The following is an 8,197-nucleotide window of genomic DNA, read 5'->3' as shown; positions in this document are numbered from 1 at the left end:
ATAATAAACCGCTTTAGTCTGGCTAACTGACTCTTCCATTAGATTTGAGGGGGCTATTGTTACTTTTTTTTCGCCGCCTTACCAGACAGCATAAGTGAAAATCCCGCCACAACATAAAAAAAATATGAGGCTAATAAACGAGCTGCGCCTTCCCTTCACCCAGCAAATACTCTAACTCTTGAAACAATTCGTCAGCAGGCTCAACCCGCCAGCTATCACCAAATTCGATAACCGCACTCACATCAGGTCGCTGGTAGCTTAAGGCAACCTTACAACCTGCTGGCTGAAGCGACTCTTCTTCTCGCACCATTGCCCCCTCACCAAGCATTGCTGGTGCAGCAGGTACTGGCTGAGTACAACGATAAGGTTCCAACTTACTCTTAACGCTTTCTAGCATTCCGTCAGCACACTGCGCCTGACTAATACTGATAGAGATATTCTTGGCAAAGTTAATTCTCGCTGAAGCAATACTTTGTACCTGGCTAACTCGCATCTTCAGCATTCCGGAATAGTCATCAAGACTCACTACACCAGAAACAGCAACCACCTCATCCTTTTGAATAGCCTCGCGACACTCGTCAAATGTATCCGCAAATAGTGTCGCCTCAATTCGTGCACTACGATCATCCAAAGTAACGAAGCACATGGTCTGGCCACGTTTATTCTTCATTACCCGAATTTCAACAATCAAACCCACTACCGTCGTCCGATTACGACTGGACTTAAGGTTTAATATAGAGTTCGGAGCAAAACGCCTAACCTCTTTTTCATACTCATCAAAAGGGTGACCTGTCAGGTATAAGCCCAAGGTGTCTTTTTCCTGCCCTAGCCGCTCTTTTTCACTCCACTCACGAACACCTTCTGAACTTGCGTAGACATCCTCATCTTCGTCAGGAACAACCTCGCCAAACATATCCATCATACCCGCATTTTGGTTTCTGGCATTCTGGTCAGCGCGTTGTACTGCTTCGGTAATACTTTCCATCATCCTCGCGCGGCTCGGGCCAATCGAATCCATGGCACCGGCTCGGATCAATGCTTCCAGAGCTCGCTTATTCACCTTCTTCAAATCTACCCGGTCACAAAAATCAAACAGACTTTTAAATGGTCCGCCCTCTTCCCTGGCTTCCAAGACACTCTCAACGGGCCCTTCCCCTAAGCCTTTAATGGCACCCAAACCGTAGACAACCTGAAGATCGTCATCAACGGTAAAGGTATATTGACTGACATTGACATTCGGCAGCACCAAAGAGATTTTCATCTGACGACACTCTTCGACTAAGGTCACCACCTTGTCGGTATTTTGCATATCGGCAGTCAGTACCGCAGCCATAAACTCTGAAGGAAAATGAGTCTTTAGCCACAATGTTTGATAGGAAACGACCGCATAGGCCGCTGAGTGAGACTTGTTAAAACCATAGCCCGCAAACTTTTCTACCAAGTCGAATATTTTCATGGCGAGGTCTGGGTCAACACCAATTGACGCAGCACCTTCACGGAAGGTATCGCGCTGCTTAGCCATTTCTTCCGGTTTTTTCTTACCCATTGCACGACGCAGCATATCCGCGCCACCTAGCGTATATCCTGCCAAGGTCTGTGCAATCTGCATAACCTGTTCCTGATAGACAATAACACCGTAAGTCGGTTCTAGAATGCCTTTCAGACTCTCATGCTGAAAGTCAGGATGAGGATAGGCTACTTCTGCCCGCCCATGCTTACGGTTGATAAAGTCATCAACCATGCCTGACTCCAAAGGCCCCGGTCTAAATAGTGCAACCAGTGCGATCATATCTTCAAGGTTGTCTGGCTGAAGTCGACGAATCAAGTCTTTCATACCACGGGATTCCAGCTGGAATACCGCCGTTGTTTCTGCTGACTTCAGCAATTCAAAAGAGGGCCTATCATCCAGTGGGATATGGTCAATATTAATAGGCTCTTTACCTTTCGCTGCCAAGCGAGGGTTAATCATCTTCAAAGCCCAGTCAACGATAGTTAGAGTACGAAGCCCCAAGAAGTCGAACTTAACCAGGCCTGCATCTTCAACATCATTTTTATCGAACTGGGTAACCAGGCCACCGCCTTCTTCATCACAATAAAGTGCAGCAAAGTCTGTCAGTTTAGTCGGTGCGATAACAACACCACCGGCGTGCTTACCGACGTTACGCGTAATCCCTTCTAGACAGACAGCCATTTCCCAGATCTCCTGGGCTTCTTCGTCTTCATCAAGAAAAGTTTTTAAGGTCGGTTCCTGCTCAATCGCCTTTGACAAAGTCATGCCGATTTCGAAAGGAATCATCTTCGAAAGCCGGTCAGCCAAACCGTAAGATTTACCCTGCACACGCGCAACATCTCGCACCACAGCCTTTGCTGCCATCGTACCAAAGGTAATAATCTGCGATACCGCATCCCTGCCGTAATGATCAGCAACATAAGAGATAACCCGGTCTCGCCCATCCATACAGAAGTCAACGTCAAAGTCAGGCATCGAGACACGTTCCGGGTTCAAGAAACGTTCGAATAGTAGATCGTATTGCAAGGGATCCAGGTCGGTAATTTTCAATACATATGCAACAAGTGAACCAGCACCTGAACCACGACCCGGGCCAACAGGGATATCATGATCCTTCGCCCATTTAATAAAGTCCATTACGATCAGAAAATAGCCGGGAAACCCCATCTGAAGAATGATATCGAGTTCAAATTTCAAGCGATCCAGATAAGGTTTTCGCCGTTCCTCAAGCTCGTCTTCAGGACAATTAGCCAAAATTACTTTTAAGCGCTCATCCAGGTCGTCATGACAAAGCTTGCGAAAAAACTCATCCATTGTCATGCCTTCAGGCACGGGATATTGAGGCAGAAAGTACTCGCCCAAACGAATTTCCACATTGCAGCGTTTAGCGATTTCTATCGTGTTTTCAACGGCCTCGGGAATATCTTCGAATAAGGCCAACATCTCGTCAGCACTTTTAAGGTACTGAGCGTCACTATAGAGCTTTTCCCGGTTTGGGTTATCGAGTGTTTCACCGTCTGAAATACAAACCCTGGCTTCGTGAGCCTCAAAATCAGACTCAGCCAGAAATTGCACATCGTTTGTCGCAACAACCGGACACGATAACTTCTCGGCTAGCGCAACACTCAGATGAACGCATTCCTCATCATTAGGGCGATTAGTACGCTGAAGTTCAAGGTAGAAACTATCAGAAAAAACCGACATCCAGTGCTCCAAGAGCTCAACAGCAAGGTCTTCTCTCCCAGCCAACAAAGCACGGCCAATTTCTCCATCTTTCGCACCGGACAAAACAATCAGACCTTCTGATGCTTCCTTCAACCACTCTTTCGTGATGACCGCTTTGCCATAATCTTGCCCTTCAGTAAAACCCTTCGAGACCAACTCGGTCATATTAAGGTAACCCTTGTCAGTCTTTGCCAACAAGGTAAGACGGCTTGGATTGTCTGGCTCACTTTCGTTTTCGAGCCAAATATCAACCCCGGCGATCGGTTTGATACCAGAACCGCGCGTAGACTTATAGAACTTGACGAGTGCACACAGGTTAGATTGATCAGTGATCGCGACCGCCGGAAACTCCTCATCGACCAACTGTTTAATCAGCGGTTTGATCCTTACCAAACCGTTGGTAAGGGAGAATTCAGTATGTAACTTGAGATGAACAAATTTTGCTGGCATGAGGTATCGCGATGACATATTGTAGGAGCTGAGATGTTAGCATGACTTAAGGCCTTGTCGAAGCATCTTAGCGCTTATTTTTTACGACTTTAATTCCCGTATCAGACGCATTGGTGAACCTTATCAAAACACAATTTAACCACAACCAGTTGATAGATCTACTCAACTCAGTTGAAACAATTGCCTTAGTTGGTGCCAGTCAAAAACCCGAAAGACCAAGTAATGAAGTCATGAACTTCTTGCAAAACAAAGGTTTCAAAATCACACCGATTAACCCAGACCTAGAAGGCCAGAATCTGTTAGGTGAAACGGTAATCAAAAACATCACCAAGCTGCCCATTAAGGTCGACATGGTCGATATTTTTAGAAACTCTGAAGCCGCTGCATCGATATGTGACGAAGTGCTAGCACTTCCGAAAACTCTACAACCCAAGGTTGTTTGGATGCAGATTGGCGTCATCAATGAAACTGCTGCAGCCAAGTTACGTGCAGCAGGAATATCAGTGGTGATGGACAGGTGCCCTAAACGGGTAATCCAAGAAGCAGAGCGCGTATCAACTCTGGCTTAACAATATTTGAGCTCAGAGTAAAAACAGCTACTTTTACTCCAAGCCTAAATGCCTATTGATCGACTCTGCCGTTTGCGGCCCCATTAACCACTTAACAAACTTCCCCTGCTTGTTTATTAACATTGTCGCTGGCAGGCCACTCGGCAATTTCTGAGAAAACATGCTAGACGGGTCTGCATCAAGCACCGGAAAATCTATTCCCAACCGCTTAACCTTGCTATCCAAGAGCTCTCCTTTCGCTTTATCGAAGTCAAAACCCAGAACCTGGAAGGCCTCACCTTTATTTAACTTGTTCAATTCTGGTAATTCATCGAGACAGGGCCGGCACCATTCTGCCCAGTAATTGATTAATAGCCACTGCCCCTTATATGAGTTTAGCGCTTGCTGGCGACCATCAGAAAAGACGAAAACAGATTCAGAGCAGGCACTTAGAAAAAGAAACAATACAAAGGGCAAAAGTGTTTTTATTCTCAAGCCTGACTCCTGTTACAATATGCCATCTAATTTTACCACGCTGGACGATTAACTATGACCGACACGATACAAATATACCACAATCCTCGCTGCTCTAAATCACGCCAAACCTTAGCGCTTATCGAAGAGAAAGGCATCCAGCCTGAAATTGTTCTGTATTTAGATGATACGCCAGACGCCAAAAAAATCTCAGAGATACTTGGTAAGTTAGGCATTGGCGCCCGCGAACTTCTTCGCAAAGGTGAGCAAGCTTACAAAGACAACGAGCTAGCAGATAAAACACTTAGCGACGCCCAATTAATTGACGCGATGACGAAATTCCCAAAGCTCATCGAACGCCCTATTGTCATTAAAGGCGACAAAGCAGTTCTGGGTCGCCCACCAGAAAACGTACTCGAACTTATATAAACGATATATGCTTCGAAGCGCCCTCTACGGTATAAGTTTGAGGGTGAAGTCGGACTGTCGACACCAAGCTCACCTCAATTGTAATGGAACACCGAATGTCTCAAACACCACAGCGCCCAAGAAAAAACGTAGTCGCCTACTGCATTACTTGGGCTTCCTACCTTTTACTTATTCTAATGATGATCATCACCAGCCTTCCAAGCTACCTACCCGAAGGAAGCTCACCCTGGGTCGTCGTAAGCGTCAAACTCTCCCCATTGCTGATCATTCTGCCTGGCTTAATTAAAGATAGCCTGCGTTCATATACGTGGCTTTGTTTTATCGTTTTATTCTATTTTACTCAAGCAGTTGTCGAAGCCTTTCTATCTCAAGGCGCAGGCTTAGACCTGGTTATCACTTTATTAACCGTCAACATCTTTTTATCTGCTATGTTTTATATAAAGTGGGAACGCGCTCTGGGCCGAGCGCTATTCTAGATTAGCTAACTAATCAGTTAGCTTTAATTACATGAGAGTAAACCTTAATGCAGCAGCAATTTTCACATTCTGAGCCACTCACTTTCGGGCAAATCGTTCACCAATTGCAGCAAGATAAGTGGTTAAGTGAGGAAGATGCGAAGGCGCTGCTGATCGCGCCAAAAGGAAGTGCGCAGGCAAAGCTTCACCCTTTAGAAATCATAGCGAACGCTGAACTAAGTAAACCTTCCGGGGAAGCCATCAGCATAGAATCCTTGCTTAACTGGCTTTCTACATGGAGCGGGCAAGAGGTTTTCCAAATCGACCCTCTGAAAATTGATAGTCAGAAAGTAGCAAACGTGATGTCACTTGCTTTCGCTCAGCGGCATCATATTCTGGCAGTCGAAATCAACTCAGAAGAAGCCGTCATCGCCAGCGCCCAACCTTTTGTTGATCATTGGGAAAACGATCTAAAGCACATTCTCAAGAAGAACATTAGCCGAGTCATCGTCTCTCCTGCTGATCTAAGAAAATATACTGTCGAATTTTATCACCTGGCAAACTCTGTTAATAAGGCTGGCGCACAAACTTCCTCGCAGCATTCACAGAACTTTGAACAAATGCTGGAACTTGGCGCGCAAGGCAACCCGGACGCTAACGATCAACACATCATCAACATTGTTGACTGGCTTCTGCAATATGCTTTTGAGCAGCGCGCTAGCGATATTCACATTGAACCACGCCGGGAAATCTCACAAGTACGCTTTCGAATTGATGGTGTACTGCATAACGTCTATGAATTTCCCGCCAAAGTAGGCATCGCGGTTACCAGCCGCTTCAAGATTCTAGGTCGCCTCAATGTCGCCGAAAAAAGAAAACCACAAGATGGCCGAATAAAAACACGTAACAGCAATGAGAAGGAAATAGAGCTCCGTCTTTCAACCCTGCCTACCGCCTTTGGCGAAAAACTAGTAATGCGTGTTTTCGATCCGGAAGTCTTACAATGCTCATTCTCTGAGTTAGGCTTTTCTAGCGAAGATTTAAAACGCTGGAAGCAAATGACCGGTCAGCCAAATGGCATTATTCTCGTTACCGGCCCGACCGGTTCAGGAAAAACGACAACGCTCTATTCGACCTTGCGTGAACTCGCGACACCCGAAGTTAATGTCAGCACGATTGAAGATCCGATTGAAATGGTAGAACCTGCCTTCAATCAGATGCAGATCCAACAAAATATCGACCTGGATTTCGCCAGCGGCATTAAAGCCCTTATGCGACAAGACCCCGATATCATAATGATTGGTGAAATAAGAGACCTGGAAACAGCCGAGATGGCAATACAAGCTGCCCTGACAGGCCACCTGGTTATTTCGACACTGCATACTAATGACGCACCCAGCGCAATCACGCGATTAATGGAACTCGGCATCCCTCCATACCTAATAAAAGCAACGGTATTGGGCGTGATGGCCCAAAGGCTGGTTAGAACCCTTTGTACGTCCTGCAAGACACCTGTCGAGCTTGAAGAGGAAGACTGGAAAATGCTTACCAGACCTTGGAAAACACCTTTGCCTCAAAATGCGCAACAACCCGTCGGCTGCCAAGAATGTCGACAAACAGGCTATCGCGGTCGAGCAGGCGTTTATGAAATCATGCCCTTATCCGAAAGCTTAAAAGGGCACATACACGAAAGCGGTCAAGTAGCAGAGCTCAGAAAAGAAGCAATTAAAGAAGGGATGTATTCACTAAGGCTAAGCGGCGCAAATAAAATAGCAAATGGCTTAACAACCATTGATGAAGTGCTCAGAGTCACACCAGTCAGCCTTAATCAGCTAATGAGCTAGGGAACACTAGAAGCCCTCCTCCAAACGAAATACTTCGTATGCAGGCTCTTCGTAAGGATGAGCCTGCTTCAATGCTGACACGGCCTGTTTGATACACTCATCCGAACAAACCAATTCAACCTTTAGCTCTTGAACTTTTTCAATTTCATCAATCTGACCAATCGCTGGCTTGCTACCAGATAAAGGTCTAAATTGTCCAGCCCCCAAAGTTTCCCAGCTACACCGATCATAACAACCTATCCTACCTGCACCTGTCAAAAAAACCGCATCCTTAACTTTTTCCGCATTCTCGACAGGCACAAAAAAACATAACTTATACATACCATATACCCTACCGTACACTTGATTCATTTATTAAGGTTACACAGATTTACGTGTAAAGCCCGCCAATACAGGTGTTTCAAACAAGTGTTAGATTTAATTTTAACTTACCCACAAAAACTGTGGATAACTCTGGGGAAAGTTTTTGGGAAAACGCCCTAAACACTGATAAACACTGAACTTCATACAAATTGACACTTTTTTAACCGAAGCAAATAAACCCTTTATTATCAATACGTTAAATATGTCAACAAAGAAAAGTGTAGAAAGCCTCAGTTTTTTACTCACTTATATAGCAAGCGCCTCAAATGTGTGCATAAAAACCAGCAAAAACGTTGTCTTTTTGAGAGCCTGTCAATATTTCGTTATTTGAAACGTAATTTGAAGGTCAATTATCGATCAAGTCGACAAATATTCGACGTCGCAGTTTTCACAAAGAAA

At 45.3% G+C, this 8,197-nt stretch carries 7 protein-coding genes; 4 read left to right on the top strand and 3 right to left on the bottom strand.

From position 1 onward, the window contains the following. Positions 1 to 130: 130 nt before the first annotated feature. Positions 131 to 3,685, bottom strand: a complete 3,555-nt coding sequence (gene dnaE, locus A3763_RS24345) for a DNA polymerase III subunit alpha (protein WP_068511448.1) — start codon at positions 3,683 to 3,685, stop codon at positions 131 to 133. Positions 3,686 to 3,798: 113 nt separating this feature from the next. On the opposite strand from dnaE, the gene A3763_RS24340 reads away from it, so the two are divergent. Beyond that, positions 3,799 to 4,254, top strand: a complete 456-nt coding sequence (locus tag A3763_RS24340; RefSeq protein ID WP_231872309.1) for a CoA-binding protein — start codon at positions 3,799 to 3,801, stop codon at positions 4,252 to 4,254. A 33-nt stretch (positions 4,255 to 4,287) separates the two neighbouring features. On the opposite strand, the gene A3763_RS24335 is transcribed toward A3763_RS24340, so the two are convergent. Beyond that, on the bottom strand, positions 4,288 to 4,728 hold the full coding sequence (locus A3763_RS24335; protein ID WP_068511449.1) for a TlpA disulfide reductase family protein: 441 nt from the start codon (positions 4,726 to 4,728) through the stop codon (positions 4,288 to 4,290). 54 nt (positions 4,729 to 4,782) lie between these two features. On the opposite strand from A3763_RS24335, the gene arsC reads away from it, so the two are divergent. The 3 genes from arsC (at position 4,783) to A3763_RS24320 (ending at position 7,435) form a co-directional block, all read left to right on the top strand. Then, entirely contained in the window at positions 4,783 to 5,136 is a 354-nt protein-coding gene (arsC, locus tag A3763_RS24330) for an arsenate reductase (glutaredoxin) (protein WP_068511451.1), read from the top strand. A gap of 95 nt (positions 5,137 to 5,231) precedes the next feature. Beyond that, positions 5,232 to 5,612: a DUF2069 domain-containing protein gene (locus A3763_RS24325; RefSeq protein WP_068511453.1), complete on the top strand. Its 381-nt coding sequence runs from the start codon at positions 5,232 to 5,234 to the stop codon at positions 5,610 to 5,612. Between the two features lie 47 nt (positions 5,613 to 5,659). Beyond that, positions 5,660 to 7,435: a GspE/PulE family protein gene (locus A3763_RS24320; RefSeq protein ID WP_068511455.1), complete on the top strand. Its 1,776-nt coding sequence runs from the start codon at positions 5,660 to 5,662 to the stop codon at positions 7,433 to 7,435. Positions 7,436 to 7,441: 6 nt separating this feature from the next. Here the strand turns inward: A3763_RS24320 and A3763_RS24315 are convergent, their stop codons facing one another. After that, entirely contained in the window at positions 7,442 to 7,756 is a 315-nt protein-coding gene (locus A3763_RS24315; protein WP_068511457.1) for a YqfO family protein, read from the bottom strand. Positions 7,757 to 8,197: the final 441 nt, after the last annotated feature.

Source organism: Oleiphilus sp. HI0128 (assembly GCF_001635365.1).
This window is presented reverse-complemented; position numbering and strand designations above follow the sequence as displayed.